This window comes from Candidatus Chlorohelix allophototropha, assembly GCF_030389965.1.
Classification (GTDB): Bacteria; Chloroflexota; Chloroflexia; order Chloroheliales; family Chloroheliaceae; genus Chlorohelix; species Chlorohelix allophototropha.
Genome location: NZ_CP128399.1, coordinates 697,839 through 716,993 on the forward strand (window position 1 = coordinate 697,839; position 19,155 = coordinate 716,993).

A 19,155-nucleotide genomic window follows, 5' to 3' on the forward strand; every position below is an offset into this window, starting at 1 on the left:
TTGGATTTTGGCTACAGGCAAGGGGTTTAAAGCCCCTTGTTTCAGTGTCTAACTTAGATCGCCTTCAGTATTCCAGAGTTGCGCCACTTTTCCCAGCAATAAGGGATATTGCAACAAGTTAGGGTCACGCTGGAAAAGCGCATTGGCTTCCTCGCGGGCTAATTCCAGCAAATCGGTATCGCCTAAGCCTGCCACCCGCAAATCCGGCACACCGCTTTGGCGCGTTCCGAAAAATTCGCCCGGTCCTCGCATTTTTAGGTCTTGCTCTGCCAGAAAGAAACCGTCATTGCTTTGTTCGATGATTCTCAAACGTTGTGTACCGGCTTCGCTCAGATCGTCGCTTCCTAGCAGTAGGCAAGTGCTTTGCGCATCGCCCCGCCCCACTCTGCCCCGGAACTGGTGCAGTTGCGCCAGCCCGAAACGATCCGCGCCTTCTATCAATATAACGGTGGCGTTGGGAATATCGATACCCACCTCAATCACCGAAGTAGCCACCAAAATATGATGCTGTTTCTCACGGAACTCCAGCATTATACGGTCTTTCTCGGCAGGGCGCATCCGACCATGCAAAAGGGCAAGCTCAAATTCCGGGAATACCTCACGTTTTAGTCGCGCATGCTCGTCAATCGCCGCTTTCGCTTCCAGATTCTCCGATTCTTCCACTAGCGGACAGATGATAAATGCCTGATGTCCGGCATTGACTTGCTTGCGAATAAAATCATAGGCGCGTTGCCGTTCGTCCGGCATCACCCACTTGGTTTTTATATCTTTACGACCGGGCGGTTTCTCCTTGATAACCGATATATCAAGGTCGCCGTAAATCGTAAGTGATAAGCTGCGCGGAATGGGGGTGGCAGTCATGGTTAGCACATGAGGGTTCGTGGCATTGGTTTTATCGCGCAGGGTGCTGCGTTGCACCACGCCAAAGCGATGTTGCTCATCGGTAATTGCCAATCCAAGCTTGTTAAATGTAACCCCTTCCTGAATAATCGCAGTCGTACCGATGACAATATCTACGCTGCCCTCGGCGATTTCAACATAGGTATTCTCTTTATCCTTCTTCTTGACTGACCCGCTCAACAGCGCAATACGAGGCGTTAAGCCCCGCGCTTTTGCAGCATCGCTCTCGGCAAACTTGCTAAACAGCGCGGTTAAACCCTTAAAGTGCTGCTCTGCCAATATCTGAGTGGGAGCCATCATCACACCCTGATAGCCGTTAGCAATGGTTGCCAGCAGCGCGGTTGCTGCCACCACCGTTTTGCCGCTGCCCACATCGCCTTGCACTAGTCGCCGCATGGGTTTATCTTTATTCAAATCCGCCAGAATGCTCAGAATCGCTTTTTTCTGGTCATCGGTAAGGGCAAAGGGCAAGCTGTTATACCAACTATCCAACAAACCGGGGTCAGGGCGCATTGCTATGGCGGGTCGTTCATCCTGCCATTCACGCCGTTTGGTCAATACGCCCATCTGAATCAGGAAAAATTCGTCAAATGCCAGCCTACGCCGCGCCTTCTCTCTTGCCTCCAAATCTGCCGGATAATGATAATTCTGAATTGATACGCTCAAGTCGGGCAAACGCTGCCGGCTTTTTATATCGGCAGGCAAATGATCCGGCACTTTGGGAGCGTATTGATCTACCACATTTTTAATAATGCGGCGGATAGTCGGTTGCTTCAGGTTTCCAGTAACGCTGTAAACGGGGACAAGTCGCCCGGTATTCAATAATTCCTGCTTGTCGGCAAGCTCAAATTGAGGCGATTTGAAACAAATGGTATTCTCCCGCCGCTCCACTCGCCCGCTCAATACCACCCGCACTCCCGGTTTTAGCTGGTAAACCATTTTCTGATTAAAGAAGATAGTACGCAGCATGCCTGTTTCGTCCGATACCAGCACTTCAACAATTTCCTTGCCGTTGCGAGTGCGCGTTACGGTTTTATCTACTACTTGCACCAGCACGCTCTCAACCTGATTGATAATCAACTCGCTGATTTTTCGAAAACTGCTGAAATCTTCGTGGCGAAAGGGGAAATAATAAAGCGCCTGCCCCACCGTGGTCACTCCTAGCAGTTCCATCAACCGGGCAGAACCTTCACCTACCCCCTTTACACTGGTAAGCGGTGCGTTAAAATCAACGTTTCCGACTGACGCTGGCGGCTTTTTTTCAAGCGTTGTGCTGCCTTTATCGGGTATTTGGAGCGGGTTGGGTGGAATACTCGGAAGGGCTTTTTCAACTATTTGTGAGATTTTTTGAGCTGCCTGCTTTATAGGCGCTTTTTCTTGGTTTGGAGCATTGCTTTGGCGCACTTGCACAATTGCCTCCACTACTTCGCGGATTGCCTGTGCGCGTCCTGCCTGAGTATAACTCCCGTAATCAATCAGCCGTTCTGAAACACGCTCAATCAACCTTGCTTCCATAGATGAAGGATTGGAGAAGCGGGACTTATTTACCCAATTTCCGATAAAGCCTTCCAGACCCCCCATTACTATCCGGTTCTGGTAGTTATTAGCGGCTTCGGATTTTAAGATTTTTTCCAGTTTTTCGATGTCAACCGGCATGGCTGTATTTTTCTCGAATCATTATAACCCGCTTATGATAACAGCCACTCCACTAATTCTCAACCTCTTATCCGGTTGTGAGTGTGACGTAATGTTGAGTTTGGCATATTATTCTCTGAAAAGCCCTGTAGTTATACAATGTATCTTGACATATTATTTAGCGTTGCCTACAATTGGAAAGATTACATGGTGACATTTATATTGCCGGCATTCCCGCCAGAAAACCAGAAAATCTCAACAAATGTCCGAAACACGTTCCAATTCATTTTCCATAATTGAATTGCTGCAATATATCCGTCGGCATTCCGAAACAGGGCGTTTAAGTTTTGAGGAAAGCGGCGCAATTGTTGCTGAGCTTTTTTTTAAGCAAGGTCATCTTATACACGCTTCCAATGATAAAGTTACCGGCGATGATGTGGTTTATCAATTGCTAGGCAATCGTTCTGCACGGATACACTGGGAAAAGAATTTAACGCCTGAAGCTGAGTCCGTAACTAAAACCGATGAACTTCTCTTATTAGGCGCATTGGGCTTATTAACTGAAGATGATGCTGAAAGTGCTTTACAGGCTGTTAGCGACGAAACTAATAGTTTGATGGCTTCTACTTTTGAAGCCACTGAAGCGAATTCGGTAATAGACGAAACAATTACAGATCGGGCAAAAATAACCCCGGTGCAACCACCTACTCCTGAAATGCCGACAATAGCCCCATCTCCCTTAAATCCGGTATTAACGGCAAATTCGCAAGCGATTGAGCAATTAGGGCAACTCCAATTTCTGCTTGGGGATGAAGTTTTGCGCCCACCTCGCTTTAGAAGATGGAGTGGTTTTCCGCTCCCCTTTGTTAGCGCGTTTGTGTTAAAAGATTCGCCGAATTGGCGCATTGTTCGCAATGTACTTGATTTAATCTGGCACGAAAAGTTTTCAGGGTTTCTGACCTTGATCACAGCAAACCCCTTGATTGAGGCGGTTGTAATCCTATACAAAGGTCGGGTGGTGCATAGCCGCTTTGCCGACAACCGCTCAATTCATAAAGATCAGGGAGCTTTGCGCCGTATTGTGGATGTAACAGTTTCTGCAAACGAACGCAATCCTGTTTTGTTATATCCGCTTGAGGCTGATTTCATCCATAGCTATAGCGCTTTGATAATGGGTGACAAACTGCTAGATAGCTTTAGCAGTGCCAGTATGAAAATAAACAAACTTTTAAATACTCTCGAACATAGTCAGCATACCGGGGTAGTTCATATAACCAATCTCGCCGAAAGTGGTTATATATTTCTCAGTGGTGGGCAAAAACTCGGCAGCTATTATGAAGTGGATGATGTGCTGGAAGAATCAATTGTGCGTGTTTATCAGATTGTTAGCAAACCCGGCAGCATGATTGACGTTGTGACCAGTCCCCCTGAAGATAAAATGTTTGAAGTATCTAACCGCCCCAAATCTGTGGCAGAAATCAAACAACAGATGATAGCCATTGCCAACGAAGTTTTGGGTAAACGTGCCAATCGGGTAGTCAATTTGTTGGCACAAGCCGAAGATAATACCCCAAGTCTCAAAACTTATGCCAACCAAGCCCGGCTTGTGACCCAAATGTTTATAGATAAGAATCTGGCTGACCAACTTTATGAGCGTTTTCTGTTCCTGATACAGGAGTTAGGTTAAGAACAGGGTGAAATATGGATAATGAATATTTGATAGAGAACCTTAAAAAAGTACCGATTCTGGCTGCATTGAAACATGATCACCTTGATATGCTTGCCAAATTATCTACCACCCGTAACTTTAAAAAGGGTGAGATAATTATCAAGCAAGGAGACCCCGGTTCAGGCTTGTTTGTAATTTTGAGTGGCTCTGTCTCGGTATCCAACAAAAACCGCCCTGGATTGCCCGATAACATGTTAAATGAATTAGGACGTGGCGATTTTTTCGGGGAAATGTCGCTGATAGATGGTTACCCACGCAGCGCAACTTGTGCCGCCTCCACCGAAACTCAAGTAGTGGAATTAAATCGCTGGGTCTTTCTTGATGTTCTAAGAAGAGAGCCTAGTATCGCAGTTGCCATGCTACCGGTCTTGTGCCGCCGTATTCGCAATCTGGAAGACCAGAAAACCAAACGATAATTTACTTTATAAGGGCGGGCGCTTAAATTTACCTGCTCTTTTTTATTTCCGGAAAACAAATGTTACCAGTTGGGTTAGTTTATTCGTCCAGCTTTGAAGCCCACAATCCGGGTTTGATTCGGGTTGAAGGTAATAATTTATACCATGAAGTAGAAGGTCAAAATTATCTTGACCAGTTCTATACTATGGATAGAATCAAATACCCCTATACTTACCAGAACCCCACCCATCATCCAGAGAGGTCTAACCGCGCCACCGCTGCCTATAACGCGCTTGTCAATTCAGGGTTAGCCCAACGCATGCTTTTGTACGAACCTAGCTCTGCTAATCTTGAAGATTTAATTGAAGCGCACGCTATGAGCTATATAGAGCAGGTACAATTGGTAAGCCAGAAGGATAGGTTTTTGGCAGAAGCTACCTACTTAAACCGGGAATCCTATCAAACTGGATTGCTATCGGCAGGCGCTGCGCTGTCGGTTAGCGCAGATTTACTAAACGGCGTGTTGGATAGCGCCCTATGCCTGAGTCGCCCACCTGGTCATCATGCCGGACGAAAGAACGCTGGCGGCTTTTGCCTGTTCAATAATGCCGCTATTGCCGCCAAGCATTTCTTGAAGCAATTTGGTATAGAACGGGTTATGATTCTTGATTGGGATTTGCATCATGGTGATGGCACTCAGAATATTGTTAAGGACGACCCGCGCATTCTTTTCTGTTCCCTTCACCAATTCGGACCGGAGCTTTACCCAGAATCAGGCGATTTCCACGAAACTGGCAATTATGGCAATATAATCAATCTTCCGTTACCAGCCAAAATTACCGATAATGAATATCTAGCTGTATTTAAGCGAATCGTACCGATCATAGTTGCGCAATGGTGTCCACAAATAATTATTGTTAGCGCCGGGTTTGATGGTCATTTTAATGACATTAACCATCTATACCTGTATGACCCCGGCGCAGGTTTTAACCTTACACCCCAACTTTATCATACCCTTACCGATATTGTAGGGCGTGCTGCGCAAACTATTGGTGCAAAATATCTAGTTTTGCTGGAAGGTGGGTATGACTTAGGCAATTTGGGGAATTCTGTTTCCAATGTAGTAGCCGCAATGTTGCATTTGCCGCCTGTAGTTAGGCAAGCGCTGCCGCCAGAATTGGAATGTTATGAGGGGTTCGAGTTGGAAAGTTATATTACAGAGCTAAACAACTATCATCTTGGTAAGTGGAAATTCTAGAGGCTAAACCTGTGCAAGTGCATCTTCCAGTGTCATATAATCAAGTTTGGTGCGTCGCAGGTAATCTAAAATCTCCTGATCAAGCTCATTGCGACTAATAATCAAGCCGTGAGTTATTTCACCCATAGTTTTCAAACGCTCAATCTGCTCGGCAAATTGCTGCGCCTGTAACTCGCTCCAGTTCCCATGTCCATTATCCAGCGCCAACACTTCGATAACAGCGCGAGTGAAGGCGACGGTTATTTCTGCCCTCAATCTGCCGATTTTTTGTTCAAAGCGATTTGTATTACCCATCCTGTACCCATTACGCTGCAAGGCTATTTTTACCTCGCGGGTAAATTCTTCCGATTCGGAAGCTACCCGTAATAAAGGCAAATCATCCATAAGTTCGCTGGGATAATTTAACATCTGGCTGTGTTCAGCCCAGTATGTATCCAACAACTCTCGTAACTGGCGGACTATAAAGTTCTGAATTGAGCTTACCATCAACCATCCATCGGGTTTTGGCGGTTGCTTCAAAGCTTTGAACAAGCTATAGCTAAATGGACTATGCTTTAGCATATGCAATTGGTCAATAATCTCGGCGCTAATAATCGAACCGATGGTGAAAAAATTGGGGTTTTCTGTCAATTTTACCCGGCGTGCCAAGGCGCTACGTTCTCCGGTATATGCCATATCCAGCACTAGAACCAGATTGTTCGTATAACTACCCGAAAAGTAAGCAGCAATATTCTCAAGGCGGAGCATACTGGCAAGATCAGGAATACCCCAGTGATTAATACGACCATCGCTAGGAATTAGAAAGAGGCGATCCTGTGGGTCAAGTCCACAATGTCCGGCAAAATAAAGTAAAACGAGGTCATCTGGCTCTGGCTTTATCTCGTAGAAAAGACGTTTAAGCGCATCTATTAGACCGGAAAGTGTAGTTTGTGCCGGTTTGGTCAAAAGCTCAACCTTATCAAACGCGCCATATGCTGTATCCAAGAGGATTTCTGACATAGCACGGGCATCTACACCGGCAAATTCTAGCGAATCCCAGCCTTCCGGTAAGTTATCGTAGTCATCTATACCAACGCAAATTGCGTAGCGACCCATGGTAAACCCTAACCTTGTGAGCCAATTATATAGGATTCTGAAACCCTATTTGTTGTTGACTCATCTGAAACTGATACTAAAGGTGATTATAACACAGGTGTTTCCATCATCAAATATAAATCTATTAATATAGCGATATTAAACGTATTGACTCTATTATTTTTCGTTTTTTATTTAGTTGCTTGTGGCTAAAAATAAATAATGGAACTATCCGTTTCCACTGGATAGTTCCACCTCTGGTTCAACTAGCTTACTTGAAAAGCAACAGTTTGTGGTTATTTGTTAAGGGTAATAGTTGCACTGGCGCTGCGTTGCCCATCAACAGAACTGGCGACGATCAACCAATTACCAGGTTGCAAGTATTGTTCGTGACCTTTGTAAATTTCACGCACTAGCCAAAGTACAGTCCTACTTCCTTCTGCTGTGACTGGTAAAGGAAATCTTAATGCTCCCATCGGATTCGGAGGTGTAAACAGGATGTTAATCTTTTCATCTGCTTTGAAGCCAACTATCACAGTAGTAATATCCTGATCCAGCCGTCCCGGATTTGGGAATACTATAATAGTTGGTTTATCAACCGGTTTATCCAACCAAATGTACGTCTTAGCTACCTTACCGCTCTTTTGTCCCGTAAATGTAAAGGTGAATTTACCTTGGTCTGTAGTACTACTGTTCCATGAAATAACCAGGTTTCCATCAGGCTGCGCAGTTGTGTATCCCAGAATTCTGGAATCACCGGGATAGGTTATATCAAATAAGACAGTTTCATTGGCTGTCATAGGTGCGACTACTACCATTTCCATCCCCGCTGGACCACACTTCAGGAAGGGGTAAGCCCCTCCGGTGCTGGCTGGTAGGCTGTCACAGCCGCCAGTAGGCGCAGGTGCGGTGGTGGTTGGGGGTGCGGTTGGGACTGGGGTAGGTGTAACCGCAGGCGCATCGTATTTCTGATTGTAGCGCCAGTTGTAGTAATGCCGTCCCACGTTGCCCATCTCTACCTGAAACGCGGGCGGGTTGTCGGGCGTGAAGGTCAATACTCGGCGTTCGAACGCTTGAATCAGTACGTCCTTCGCCTGTCCTGCCAGCGTTACTTTGCCCCAATAGGCATCTGTAATCGGTAAGCCGGTTGCATCCAGCCATGGGGCTAAAGGATTGTCGCCCAGTATTGGCTGGTCGTTCACTAACTGCCCGTTCACATACACATTTCCACGTTGGTTCATAAAGGTTAGAAACACATCGGGGATATTGTGCTTCAATGCGCTGTCAAAATAGGTGTATTTGGCTTTTTTGCCAAGTTCCGCGTTGCTGCCCACATTCCCATCCTTATCAAGGGTATCGGCAACGGGCTGCCCGGTTTTATCGGTAGAGGGATTATCGTTGTTCAGGCTGGCAATTTTGGCAAAACTGGCGTAAGTTGGGCCGTTGTTGTTAGCCGGGTCACCTGCCACCGGAATATCATCGGCGGCGCGCCTAGTAATACTGGCTGCATCTCCTGTCGCTTGCTTACCGGAAATTAGCTCGCGCACCAGCAAGCCATTGGTTACCAGCGAGTTAGTAGGGTTGTTGATTTCCATGCGAGCTTTGTCGAAGTATAGTACTTGGCGAGTACCGCCGGGACTCTCGGTGTAGGGTTCGGTATTACCCGCAACCGGGGAGAAGCTATCTGGGCCCCACAACCAACTACGCGCAGGATTGGCAGTACCGTCGTTGATGGGTTTGTCGGCACGCTGCCATTTTGTTTTGAATAAATCACTGCTAAATGAAGGTTCTGCAAAAACGAAGGTAGGAGTGAAAATCGTTAGAACAAGGAGCATACTCACAAACAGATAAATTCCTCTGCTTGTTCTCAAGTGATGAGAGTGCATAAGAACCCCCTTTTTCTTTGGCTTGGCAAATTATGCCAATTCTGTTATTAACAACGCTGTTAATCCCGACCATTCCAAGGGAATTATTCGCATTATAGCAATTAAACGTAAATATACTAATAAACAAAGATTAAAATATTTTAACCTAAGCCACTATAAATGCATAATTTTATAAACTCTAATCTATTATTAATAACTCTCTTTGGATTTGCTCAGGTTATAAAGCAAGAGCACTTGCTACAAAAAATTAAATTAAAAGCAGCAGGATCAGCTTTTAATCCTGCTGCTTATTTAAACTAAGTTTGCATCTTAATTTATTAGGAAACGCCGACTTTATATTCCTTAAACTGCTCGCGTAAGGCAGTTTTCAGAAATTTCCCGGTGGCAGTGCGTGGAATCGAATCCACAAACTCAATTGCGTCCGGTAACCACCAAGTGGCAAACTTAGGCATCAAGAAATCTTTCAACTCCTCGGCAGTGGCGCTTTGTCCTTGCTTCAATACCACTATAGCAAGCGGACGCTCTGCCCATTTGGGGTGAAAGACTGAAATAACTGCCGCTTCCGCTACTTTAGGATGTGCCATCAAGGCATTTTCAAGATCAACCGAGCTAATCCACTCTCCGCCCGACTTAATCAAATCCTTGCTGCGATCCTGAATTTTTACAGTGCCACGAAAATCAATTGTCACAATATCGCCGGTGCGGAACCAACCATCTTCGGTGAAGCGGTCTGCGCCTTGCGGGGCGTTATAGTATGAGGCTGCAATCCAAGGACCACGCACTTCAAGTTCGCCCATCGTTTTGCCATCCCACGGTATCAACCCCTCATCACCACGCGCTCTAATTTCAACCATCGGCGCGGGAGTCCCTTGGGAGGCACGATACGCATATTTAGCATCATCGGACGCATCTTTAAGCGCGCTCGGCAGATTCGCCATAGTGCCAAGGGGAGTCATCTCGGTCATACCCCAAGCTTGAACTACCCGCAAATTAAATTTGTCGTAATTGCGGATCATGCCTTCAGGGGCAGCCGATCCTCCCACTACCATTCGCATATCCGGTGTAAGATTAAACTGGTTCGGGTTCGCCTCAAGATGCTGGATGATTCCCAGCCAAATAGTAGGTACTCCGGCAGTTAAAGTAACCTTTTCGCGCTCGAAATCCTCAAGAAGACTCACTGCATCGAGGTGAGGTCCCGGATACACCTGTTTTGCGCCAACCATTGTGGCAGTATAGGGTAAGCCCCATGCATTGGCGTGGAACATCGGCACTACTGGCAAAACCGTGTCAATCTCGCTCAGGTTCATTACGTCAGGTAAAGCCGCACCCATCGAGTGCAAAACTACTGCGCGATGCGAATATAGAACCCCCTTGGGTTTTCCGGTTGTACCGGAGGTATAGCACATTGCAGAAGCTTGGTTCTCGTCAAAATCAGGATAAACAAAGCTTGCCTCGTTTTCCGCTGCCAGCAAGGTTTCGTAATCATACATGCCTTCTGGAACCTGCCCATCATCTGAAATTACGATGAAGGTACGAGCCTGGATATTATTTTTGAACTTCTCAAATAAAGGCAGCAGAATTTTATCAATGATAATAACCTTATCATTGGCATCGTTCGCGATAAAAGTCAGGTCTTCGGGGAAAAGACGAATGTTGAGGGTATGTAAAACTGCCCCAAATGTAGGGATGGCAAAATACGCTTCTAGGTGACGGTAATGGTTCCAGCAGAAAGTGGCTACTCTTTCACCGGGTTGCACGCCCAATCTCTGTAAAGCCAAAGTCAACTTTTTAGCACGGCTCACGAAATCAGCATAGGTATATTCGTGAAAACTCTTGTCAGGCTGGCGCGTTACAATTTTCTTGTAACTATAAACTTGCTCTGCCCGCTTTAAAATAGTCGGGATAGTAAGCTGGTAATTCATCATCAAGCCTTGCATAGAACCTGCTCCTTTGGATGGCTAATGCATTACGCTATAAGCGCGTGTTTGTTCTTATTATGGTTTTGGGAAGATAACAGGAAAACAACTGCTCCGTATGTTACAAAGCGATCTTACACTTGTCAAATAAACGGAGAATTAAAGAGGAGGCGGAAATTATTGCAAAGCAAAGGATAGGATAAGAAAAACCAGTCAAAATGGAAGAATGGAGTATCTAAAGCCAGTTTTGTTAAAATTGAAGCCCCTATTAACCAAATTGAGACTAAATTCCAAAATCTATTTCGGTTTCGAGAATCGCTTCCGCTTCGATTTCTACCAACATATCGGGCGAAATCAGCCTTTGCACTTCCAGCATGCTGGAGACAGGGCGTATTTCTCCAAAAAATTCACCATGAGCTTTGCCTACCTGCTCCCATAAATCTATATTGGTTACAAACATACGGGTGCGAACCACCGCTTTAAGACTCGCGCCTGCTGCCTCCAAGGCTTTCTGAATATTCAGGATTGCCTGTCGCGCCTGAAGATAAGCATCACCCTTTCCCACTACCTCGCCCTGTTCGTTAGTGGCAGTCGTGCCGGAGATGTAGACAAAATTGCCTACGCGCACTGCTCGCGAATAGCCCACTAGTGGTTCCCAGGGTGTTCCAGTGGCAATGTTCATCCTTTTCAAAAAATCACCCTCTTTTCTTAATCAGGGCTTTTGCAAGAACCCATTTTAAGGCAATAACCTGTTGCTCTCGCCGGAGAGGAGGAGAGAGGGTGAGTTCAAGGGGACACCCCTTGCGACCCCGGCAGGCGTTCCACCTGCATCCCCTTTCCGAACTTGCAACTAGTCTCTTTTCTTAATGAACAAAGGTCTCCATGCCTTCGCAGGAGACCCTTTGATTCTAGAAGATTTTAAAACCGCAATCTTATTTGAACCAGATGGCGTTAGGATAACGTTTGCGCAATTCTTTATCAAACCCAACCCAATCGCTGGTAGGGAAAGCCATAAGCACCAACGAATAGAAAACAAATGGGCCGATGGTTTTGTTGCCGTAACCGCCCGCTACAAAGTTTAGTAGCATAAACAGACCCATTGCCGCATTTGCCCGTACCGCTGTTCCGGTAAGCGTGCTGGCAGCTATAGAGGCTTGCCCGATTGTTACAAACCAAGCAATCGGCATATACAAAGGGATAGCGAAATAGCGTAGGTATTTTGCATGGAAACTGGTTTTCGGCAGTTCACTTAACCTTTGCTTATAGTGTTTTTGCAAGGCATCTGTCCACATCCACTTATGGGTGAGCTTGAAGGTAAAGGCATAAGTGAACATCAAGGCGTACAGGTAGCGCCCGGTCAATAAAGTGATGACTCCGGCAGTTTTCAGCTTGTGCTGTTGGCGATATTCCTTGCTCCAGTTAAATTTCCGCATTTCCCTGAGAGACTGTATAGTATCTTGATACTCGGAACTGCTGGTTGACATAAGTAGATTCTTCTCCGTTTCTCCGGCTTAGGCTGGTTTTCAACTTAACTTGAGCCGGAATCCTTTTAGTTTAACGCACTTGCGAGAGCTTATAGGTTATGCTATTATATGTGGGATGCGGCTAAGGTGTTACGGTAGCACTACTGCCTTCCAAGCAGTAAGCATGGGTTCGACTCCCATTAGCCGCTTTTTTTGTTGTCTAGATAAATGCCAGCACTACTAACATTCCCACCAGACCGCCCATAGCCGAGCTTAGACAGTTAACCATGTCGTTATCCATATAGCGCCAGCCCCGGTTAAACTTGTTTTTCACTCCATTTTTGGCAACCTTTTTCTCGGTTTCCTTGCCTGTTTGTGGGTTTATATACATCGCTTGTACTGTAGCGCCTAATAAGCTGTCGAACATTGTCCCGGCGATACCGCCCACCAACCCGGCAATAAGTATCCAGACCTTGAAGAAATAATCGGCATTGCCGTTCGCAACCAGCCCGTAAACACCGTAGAATAGCCAAGTTGATATACCGATTGCCAAGCCCCCAACTAAGGCAGCGGTAGTGCCGAGCAGTGTAATGCCTCCGCTTGTACCGGGCACTACAACTTTGCCGCTGGTGATCATGCGAGGTGGGCGTTTGCTCAAAACCCCGATTTCGGTTGCACAGGTATCACCGTTAACGGTTGCCATCACTCCAATAAATACCGCAAAAAGCCAAGTTTGAGTGGGATTGAGGAAATAAACTACCGCTATCACCGCACCAAGCCCACCGTTTGCAAATGCTTGACCGATGTCGCGGCGGCTGCCCTTCTCAAATTTTTCAACCGCTACACCGCTTTTCTGGGTTTCCTTGTATTTGGAAAGAACCGAACCAAATACGAAAAAGGAGATAAGCGTAAGACCCCATACCCAGCCGCCAAAGCCGAAAATGAATGTACCGGTAATCATTGCGCCCAACACGCCGCTAAAAGAAAGCGCGCGCTTACGGTAGGCGAAAGCTCCGATCAAGGTGCTGATGACGAGCCCGCCAAAAATCATCGGGACATCCACTTTCCAGCCATACATTGCCCAGAGCGCCATGCTCACCCCAATGGGTACAAAGATGTTATCCAGCCCAGCCAGCGAAATTGCTTCTAAGAAGGTTGCAATAAGCGCAAGGAAAAAGGCATAAGCAATCGTTCGAGACATATCAAGCCCGGTATTCATCAATAACATGGTAAGTGATATTGGCACGAAGCTGAATACGAACATTGCGCCACTGCCTTCAAAGCTGCGTCTATGTCCTGCAATAAAGTAGGGGTGTTTGCCAAATGCACGTCCCAATACTGAAGCGGCTGCATCGCCCCATGTCATCGCCATTGTTCCGGCTACGGCTATATACGCAAGGTTTTGCGACCAGAAAATTGCAAGTAACAGGGTCACCGAAAACGGGAAATAAACCGTTCCGAGTGTATCGCCCTGCAAATCCATGGCTTTAATAAGCTGCTTGCGGGAACTCAGATAGTTGAAAAAGATGAATGTACCGATTGGGATAATACCAAAATACCAGTGGTTATTATCAAAGGTCGCCAGAATAATGAATATCGCCATGCCTGCTCCAACATGGACAATCTTACGGGTAAATTCGGGTGGGTAGCCCCGCCATTTTTGAATCAAAGTCGCTATTATTAATAGCGAAAAGGCGTAGGCATAGGTGACAATCAATCCGGTGATGTCATTCTGGCTCATTCTAGCTCTCCTTTTGTTTCACCAACAAGGCATCATTGTCAGTAGCGTCCTATTTTTAGGGTCTATGCTCGTTTCATTGCAGAGCAACATAATATTTACGTTAGATTTTAGCATACTCCTGCGAGGGACAATAGTTCCTGATTAACATTAGTTCAAGAAAGAATCAGTCTTTTGAACTTGCCAAAGTAGTTTATATCCTAACTATTAAGCTGACTTTCATATACAATGATAATTGCCGCTAGAAATAAGGGGTTTTTAACGAAACTATCAGGTATTCCAAGCGTAAGTTTTATATAACCCCGGAGGTGCCGGGAAGAAAGAAAGAGTATTGGATGAATACCCAATCTGAAAAAAATAAGGGATTAGAAAATCGGAAAAAACTGCAAAACAAATTCAGCGTTTTTTCTTTTTTCTTGATTTTAATGTTGTTGCTGGCGGCTTGTGGTGATGCAGCTACGCCTGTTCCAACCGTTAGCGCGGGTGATTTCGCGGATACCAGCGCTACTTGTGACGGGAAAGGACAGGTTTCCGGTCAGGTTTTGGTGTTGACCGATGAAACGCAAGGTTTGCAGCCTGTAGTGTCTACTCTTACGCTGACTACTGCGGGCGCACAGCCTGTTATTTTGAAGACTGACCCTGATGGCAATTATTCGGTAAATGAGCTTGCTATCAACGAATATGAGATTGAGGCTACTGTACCGGAGGGGGTGAATGGAAAAGTCATTCAGCCCAAGAAAAAATACCTGACAGTTGATGATTGTCAGATTGAGACGGTCAGTATGGTGTTGTTGGCGGAAGGGATAAAAGCGCCGGAAACTCCACCCGCTCCACCCCAGCAACAGGTTGTGTATGTTAACCAGCAGCCGCATTACAGCGTAACCAACAACCCTTTCTTCTGGATGTGGCTTTTGGACAGACCGGGTTATTACGGTTACAGCTACCCGCCCTATTACACTACTCATATTTATAATCAGGGCGGCTATATCTATGTACCGCAAACTCCGCATGTTGCGCCTTCAAGCGCCAGTTATAGCTATACCAGCTACAAGTCAGGAGATACCGCCACTAAGGTTAAATCTGACCCGCCTGTGGTCAGCAAGGGCACAACCAGAGTTGGTTCGAGCGGCTACGTCAAGCCTGCGGTTACTACCAGTACTAAGGGAAGTTCGCGCCCCGGTGGTGTAGCGATTAATACTCCAAAATCGGGAAGTAGCAGTTCAACCAGCAAGGGGAGCGGTAGCTCGAATGTTTCCTCACCGGGTGGAAGTAGTAGCTCAAGCGGGGTTAAATCCGGTGGTAGCAGTAGTACGGGAGGTGGCAGTTCAAAGGTTTCCTCACCGGGTAGCAGCAGCAAGGGCAGTTCACGCCCCGGTAGAAAGAAATAAAGTTTGGGCGACTTTCAGGCAAGGGATTTAGAATCTCTTGCCTGATGCTATTTATATAATCGATTTGATATATTGGGCGGCGCGGTGGGCAATGGTTTCGATGGTAATCATCGGGTTTACGCCGCTGGCAGTAGGGAAAGTGCTGGCATCGGTTATGAACAAACCGGGCGTGGTGTGCGCCTCGTTGTGTTGGTTGATCACTGAACGAGCCGGGTCACTTCCCATTCGGCAACTGCCCATTTGGTGAAAACTAATATAGGTGGTTTGATTTGCGCCCCAGCCACGCCGGTCTATCTCTTCCATAAAGTGCTGGCGGGTTTGCCCCAATTTGCCCGGTTCGTATTTCACCGGAACCGTTTGCACACTGTATATTTCCTTTGCGCCCGCCGCTTCTAGCACCTGAATAGCGCCTTCGGTAGCCAAGCGCATGTTGGCAGCATCGTATTTGGACAGACGATAGTTAAAGCTCGGTTGCCCATGTTTGTTCAGGCGCACATCCCCTCCGTCGTGATCGCGTAACAACACCCCAATATAGGCGGTATGTTTTAAGTTGCCCACCATTTTCTTGAAGGAAAGCCCGTTTTCCCAGCCAAAAATATAGGAGGGAGTTGCCAGATGCCCCGGCGCAGTTTCGAAGATTGCGCCATAGCCTTTGCCATCTAGGTTGGCGAATTGGGTGCTGTATCCGGCTTGCATTACACCCGTCCAAGGTCGCACCTCTTCTTCCATTCGCGCCATTACCACCCCAACTGGATGCAACCGTAGATTTTTGCCTACCGCCGCACCGCCAAGTTTCGAGCGTAGCAGCAACGCGGGAGTGTGCAACGAACCGCACGCTGCCACTACCGCTTTAGCTTTAACGGTCAGGTTGTATCTCTCGCCGCTTTCGGGATTGGTGACGGTGGCAACCACCCCAGAGGCACGCCCTTTTTCGGTCAAGATTATATCGGCGGTGCAGTTCACGATAAAACGCGCGCCGTGTTGGTTGGCATCTTCTAGCCAAGTAATCAAGGTGCTTTGTTTTGCTCCGTTCTGGCAACCGTAAATGCAATAGCCGCAATCGTCTTCTTGGCTACATCCTCGCACATTGCGGGGCATTAAATCTTTATGCCAGCCGAGCTTTTCCAGACCTCGATGTAGTACCGTATCACGCCCGCTCAAGCGGTTATACTTGGTAGATATACCGAGTTTATCATGTACAGCCCGGTTGCTTTGTTCGTATTCGGGCGTGTCAAATACCTTAAAGCCGGAAAGGCTATCCCACTCACGGCGCACAGCTTCGGGCGTGGCAAAACTGGTGGTGTAATTGATTACAGTGCCACCCCCCAAACAACTACCAGATAGGATTGCCACCCCCTGATCACGAGTAGCAGTCTTACCGCCATCAAGATAAAGCTTACCTAGTAGCTCGCTCTCCACCTGATTGAAATCGGCTTCGTTGTAATAACCGCCCTTTTCCAACACTATTACATCTAGTCCGGCTTTAGCCAGTTCTCCAGCAACTACGCCACCACCTGCGCCACTACCTACCACCACCACATCGCAACTCAGGAGAGTATGTCGCGAAATCTCAACAGGCTTAATGGTTTTGGGTTTTTCGGGGGGAGGGAAGAGTGCGCCGGGATAGCCGATTATTTCCCAGGTGGGGTTGGGGCGTTCTCCAAACTGCGGTGTACCGAAAAATCCGGTAGCCGTGAGCGCTTTGAACACTTTGAAGCCACTCCGAAGCGCAGAAACCTTATGGGTTGCCAGTTTGAACAGATATTGTTCTCGCTGTAAAGGATTCATGTTGCTAAAAGAGCGGACAGTTCCGGCAATTGCAATATTAGCCACTTGGTTGTCAATTAACTTTAGAAACAGGCGTATTTGGGTTAGGTCTTCGGGGTTGGGCAATTGCTCAAGCGTTTCGATTACCAGATCGGCTACTTTTAAATCGTCCGCTCCAAAATATAACGGAGACCCGGCTTCAGCTTCATTTTTGAAAGAGGGTATGAGCGTATTGCACAGGGCTTCAATGGTGCGCCGCTCCTTTGCATTGAAAATAGGTTTATGGATGACCATTTTTGAAAATCCCTGTAAGGTATTCTATTGATTTAACTACACTTAGATTCGTGGTGATTTCTACTAATTCATTTTAGCATACTCGGTATTATAAAGAGATTTTAATTCTTTTTGAACGGTTGCCTCTAATCAAGCTGAATGTTATATTAAAGTTACCTAAAACAATACCTATTAACCAAGTTGAGGGATTGCTGGAATGATTGAGGAATTGGCAAACTATTTCGATATAATACAAACCCGTTTTGATTCGATTGCAGATACACTTTCCGAAATTGGAGACGATGTTGATCAGCTAAACTGGATGCCGGTTGGGAATGAGCAGCCGAGCATTTTTAGGCTGGTAGCATTTATTGCCCTTAATGCGGATTACTGGATTGGGCATTTAATAGGTGGGCGCGGTGAACCGGCTGGGTTCGATAGTGCGTTGGACGAGGCAAGTGGTACAAACCCTGATGTATTAAGGCAATTATTGAGTAGTGCGCTGGAAACGGTTCGTGAAGTTTTTGAAGACATCAAACCCAATAAAATGAACCGAATGATTGAATACGCAGATGAGATCTTCACCCCACGTCAATGCATAATACAAGTAATAGATCAGGCAGCAGCGCGCTACGGCGAGATAGAAGTTATAAGACGCTGGTATTCTTTTGCAAACCCTGATTATCTCTCTTAAAGGACAAAAAAATGAACGAGAAAACTACCCGTGGTAGTAGTAAAAGGTTAAAGATCATAGTCATTGGCGGTGGCACAGGGGTTTCTACGGTATTGGGCGCGTTAAAGAAAGTAAGCGATGTAACTGCCATCGTTAGTACGATGGATAGTGGGGGTAGTAGCGGTCGTTTAAGGGACGAACACGGTATTTTACCGCCCGGTGATATCCTCAAGTGCATTTCCGAACTGTTGCCGGATGATCTACGCAGCACCAAGTGGCGGGATATCCTGAATTATCGTTTTCGCAAGGGGAAGGGTTTGGAAGGGCATAGCCTCGGCAACCTTTTACTAGCAGCTGCTTATGACTGGGAGGGTGGCACAAACTTTGGCATAGATGCGGTTTCGTGGTTGTTGAACTTGCAAGGACGGGTGTTGCCAGTCACACTAAACGATGTGCAATTGATTGCCAAGCTTTCAGATGGTTCCGATATAGAGGGCGAAACAAAAATTGATTTGCGCAAAGATGACTTGTATCGCCGTATTGAATATATTTACACCTCACGCCGCGCCCAGATTTATAAACCTGCGCTCGAAGCCATTCAGAAAGCCGATAAAGTTGTCATCGGACCGGGTAGTCTTTTTACCAGCGTCCTGCCCAATTTTCTGGTAGAGGGTTTGCCGGAAGCGCTAGCAGAGACAACCGCGCAAAAAATTTATGTGTGCAATCTTGTAACCGACCCTTCTGAAACCGATGGTTATAAAGCCAGCGACTTCATTGATAAGGTGAACGAATATTGCCAAGAGGGTGAATTAATGGATCATATGATTGTAAATACTGGTCCGATCAGCGAGGTTGCCCGTCGTATGTACGAGACTGAGCGTAAATTCCCGGTGGAACTCGATATGGCAGATTGCGAGAAAAAGGTTAAAAAGGGAGTGATCACTGGCTCGTATTGCAAAGGGAAGACGATTTTGCGGCACGATAGTGCGCGGTTGGCTCAAACTATTTTGGAGCTTTGATTACTATCGTCAAATATCAGGAAGCGGTACATTTACAGCC

At 46.5% G+C, this 19,155-nt stretch carries 14 protein-coding genes and 1 tRNA gene; 7 read left to right on the plus strand and 8 right to left on the minus strand.

From position 1 onward, the window contains the following. Nucleotides 1–48 precede the first annotated feature (48 nt). The gene (recG, locus tag OZ401_RS03055; RefSeq protein WP_341469239.1) at nt 49–2,556 is read right to left on the minus strand and encodes an ATP-dependent DNA helicase RecG; all 2,508 of its coding nucleotides are present in this window, start codon (nt 2,554–2,556) and stop codon (nt 49–51) included. Nucleotides 2,557–2,797: 241 nt separating this feature from the next. On the opposite strand from recG, the gene OZ401_RS03060 reads away from it, so the two are divergent. From OZ401_RS03060 to OZ401_RS03070, 3 genes are read left to right on the plus strand one after another with little or no spacing between them, the layout of a single operon-like run. Further along, nucleotides 2,798–4,222: a DUF4388 domain-containing protein gene (locus OZ401_RS03060; RefSeq protein ID WP_341469240.1), complete on the plus strand. Its 1,425-nt coding sequence runs from the start codon at nt 2,798–2,800 to the stop codon at nt 4,220–4,222. A 14-nt stretch (nt 4,223–4,236) separates the two neighbouring features. Then, nucleotides 4,237–4,680: a cyclic nucleotide-binding domain-containing protein gene (locus OZ401_RS03065; protein ID WP_341469241.1), complete on the plus strand. Its 444-nt coding sequence runs from the start codon at nt 4,237–4,239 to the stop codon at nt 4,678–4,680. 59 nt (nt 4,681–4,739) lie between these two features. Continuing rightward, the gene (locus OZ401_RS03070; protein WP_341469242.1) at nt 4,740–5,918 is read left to right on the plus strand and encodes a histone deacetylase family protein; all 1,179 of its coding nucleotides are present in this window, start codon (nt 4,740–4,742) and stop codon (nt 5,916–5,918) included. Nucleotides 5,919–5,921: 3 nt separating this feature from the next. Here OZ401_RS03070 and OZ401_RS03075 read toward each other — a convergent pair whose 3' ends face one another. The 5 genes from OZ401_RS03075 to OZ401_RS03095 form a co-directional block, all read right to left on the minus strand. Next, nucleotides 5,922–7,013, minus strand: coding sequence for a caspase family protein (locus tag OZ401_RS03075; RefSeq protein WP_341469243.1), 1,092 nt, complete (start codon nt 7,011–7,013; stop codon nt 5,922–5,924). Nucleotides 7,014–7,288: 275 nt separating this feature from the next. After that, nucleotides 7,289–8,833 carry a hypothetical protein gene (locus tag OZ401_RS03080; protein WP_341469244.1) on the minus strand — a complete coding sequence of 515 codons (1,545 nt, stop codon included), beginning with the start codon at nt 8,831–8,833 and terminating at the stop codon, nt 7,289–7,291. A 362-nt stretch (nt 8,834–9,195) separates the two neighbouring features. After that, nucleotides 9,196–10,815 (minus strand): long-chain fatty acid--CoA ligase, encoded by a 1,620-nt coding sequence (locus OZ401_RS03085; RefSeq protein ID WP_341469245.1) that lies wholly within the window; start codon nt 10,813–10,815, stop codon nt 9,196–9,198. 262 nt (nt 10,816–11,077) lie between these two features. Beyond that, complete coding sequence (locus OZ401_RS03090) at nt 11,078–11,476, minus strand: RidA family protein (RefSeq protein ID WP_342398999.1); 399 nt, start codon at nt 11,474–11,476, stop codon at nt 11,078–11,080. A 250-nt stretch (nt 11,477–11,726) separates the two neighbouring features. Continuing rightward, complete coding sequence (locus tag OZ401_RS03095) at nt 11,727–12,278, minus strand: DoxX family protein (RefSeq protein WP_341469247.1); 552 nt, start codon at nt 12,276–12,278, stop codon at nt 11,727–11,729. 117 nt (nt 12,279–12,395) lie between these two features. On the opposite strand from OZ401_RS03095, the gene OZ401_RS03100 reads away from it, so the two are divergent. Beyond that, nucleotides 12,396–12,466, plus strand: a tRNA-Gly gene (locus OZ401_RS03100). An 11-nt stretch (nt 12,467–12,477) separates the two neighbouring features. On the opposite strand, the gene OZ401_RS03105 is transcribed toward OZ401_RS03100, so the two are convergent. Further along, on the minus strand, nt 12,478–13,998 hold the full coding sequence (locus OZ401_RS03105; protein WP_341469248.1) for a DUF92 domain-containing protein: 1,521 nt from the start codon (nt 13,996–13,998) through the stop codon (nt 12,478–12,480). Nucleotides 13,999–14,330: 332 nt separating this feature from the next. On the opposite strand from OZ401_RS03105, the gene OZ401_RS03110 reads away from it, so the two are divergent. Beyond that, nucleotides 14,331–15,383, plus strand: coding sequence for a hypothetical protein (locus OZ401_RS03110; RefSeq protein WP_341469249.1), 1,053 nt, complete (start codon nt 14,331–14,333; stop codon nt 15,381–15,383). A 51-nt stretch (nt 15,384–15,434) separates the two neighbouring features. Here the strand turns inward: OZ401_RS03110 and OZ401_RS03115 are convergent, their stop codons facing one another. Then, entirely contained in the window at nt 15,435–17,444 is a 2,010-nt protein-coding gene (locus tag OZ401_RS03115) for a GMC family oxidoreductase N-terminal domain-containing protein (RefSeq protein ID WP_341469250.1), read from the minus strand. Between the two features lie 196 nt (nt 17,445–17,640). On the opposite strand from OZ401_RS03115, the gene OZ401_RS03120 reads away from it, so the two are divergent. Together OZ401_RS03120 and OZ401_RS03125 are read left to right on the plus strand one after the other, a co-directional pair. After that, nucleotides 17,641–18,117 (plus strand): DinB family protein, encoded by a 477-nt coding sequence (locus OZ401_RS03120; RefSeq protein ID WP_341469251.1) that lies wholly within the window; start codon nt 17,641–17,643, stop codon nt 18,115–18,117. A gap of 11 nt (nt 18,118–18,128) precedes the next feature. Beyond that, a complete protein-coding gene (locus tag OZ401_RS03125; protein ID WP_341469252.1) occupies nt 18,129–19,115 on the plus strand; it encodes a gluconeogenesis factor YvcK family protein in 987 nt (328 codons plus the stop codon). The last annotated feature ends 40 nt before the right edge of the window (nt 19,116–19,155 follow it).